The organism is Methylosinus sp. R-45379 (assembly GCF_001644125.1).
In the GTDB taxonomy this organism is placed as follows: domain Bacteria; phylum Pseudomonadota; class Alphaproteobacteria; order Rhizobiales; family Beijerinckiaceae; genus Methylosinus.
In genome coordinates this window covers 1-1,223 of the sequence record NZ_LUUM01000111.1, presented here as the reverse complement: position 1 = coordinate 1,223, position 1,223 = coordinate 1, and the positions used below count along the sequence as shown (strand labels likewise).

Sequence of the window (1,223 nt, the reverse complement as noted above, 5' to 3'; positions counted from 1 at the left end):
TGCCCGTCGTTGCTTCGGCGCCTTCGCTGCTGGCCAAATCTTCTCCACGGAACCGATCAGGCGGCTCAAGGCGTTTTCCGCTGGCGTCGCGGCTTCGGCTCTCTTGAAGCCGTTCGCCGGCGCAGCGCTGTCCGTTCTTCTGAGCTTCAACAATCCGGCGGGAGGCAAGGCGCTCGCGCTGAACATCGGCTCTGATACGCTCATTGCCCTGATCTTCGCAGGGACGATCGCAATCATCGCCTGGGTGATGACCGAGGCGTTGGACATCGTCGATGAAAACACGCTGTTCGTCTAGAGGACGCTGATGCCGATCCGAGTGCGCTTGGGCGTAATGCTCGCTGAACGCAACGTAAAGTCCAAAGACCTAGCTGAATATGTCGGAATCACCGAGGCTAATCTATCCATTCTCAAACAAGGCAAGGTGAAAGGCGTTCGTTTTGAGACGCTGGAAAGAATTTGTCAGTTCATGCACTGTCAGCCCGGCGATCTCCTCAGATATGAAGAGGAAATGCCACCCGGCATCGATGTGCGGAAAGGCAAAAACGAGGTGTCGTGAATGCGTGTATCTCTTATAGTTGCGGCTCTAACAATCGGCCTGTCCGGCTGCACCTCACAGGGTCTCTACAATACCGGGCAGGCTTGGCGCAGAAGTCTTTGCAACGAGTCGATCGGCGACGAGCGGGCACGGTGTCGGTCCGCAGCTTCGAAACTGTACAACGAGTATCAAAATGAAAGGACGGGCTCCGACCGCGACAGGTGATTTGGGCGATTCACTTGTGTGCGCAAGATCGCCGAGCTCGAGGACGGCGACCGCAATAGCGTGCAGGGCCGTCCTCACGGCGGCGCGGTAGACGGCCGGTCCCAACCGCTCGCGCACCATCCAGAGGCGCGCGACGAGGTCGTCGAGAAGCGGGCCGTCTCTGCTCATGCGTCCCTACCGCGCGTTTTCGGGCTGCGGCCGCGGCCGCCAGAGGTCGTGACGAGCGCCGCGATATCCTCGCCGGTGAGAAATCTCCGCACGAGCAGAGCCTCGGCGAGCCGCTCGACATCGGCGCGCCGCCTGCGCATCAGGGCGAGCGATTGCGCATAGAGACGGGAGAGGTCCGCCTCGACGATTTTGCGTAGATCGCGGTCATAAGCGAGCGATCCGGCCGCGTCGCTTCGATGCAGCAGCGTCTCCCCCAGCCCATGCGCGGCGTGGCCCTCGGCGAGCGCGCGCGTCG

General features: G+C 61.4%; 1 protein-coding gene and 2 pseudogenes. 2 read left to right on the top strand and 1 reads right to left on the bottom strand.

Annotated elements, in window-relative coordinates; translation table 11 throughout:
- Nucleotides 1-295 (top strand): annotated as a pseudogene (locus A1351_RS05115) (DUF2975 domain-containing protein); the annotation flags it as partial.
- Between the two features lie 9 nt (nucleotides 296-304).
- Nucleotides 305-556: a helix-turn-helix transcriptional regulator gene (locus tag A1351_RS05110; protein WP_064032407.1), complete on the top strand. Its 252-nt coding sequence runs from the start codon at nucleotides 305-307 to the stop codon at nucleotides 554-556.
- A 368-nt stretch (nucleotides 557-924) separates the two neighbouring features.
- Here the strand turns inward: A1351_RS05110 and A1351_RS25160 are convergent.
- Nucleotides 925-1,223: pseudogene (locus A1351_RS25160) on the bottom strand (hypothetical protein); the annotation flags it as partial.

Coding starts and splice junctions, on each gene's coding strand:
- A1351_RS05110 (WP_064032407.1), top strand. CDS start 305: ATGCCGATCCGAGTGCGCTTGGGCGTAATGCTCGCTGAACGCAACGTA.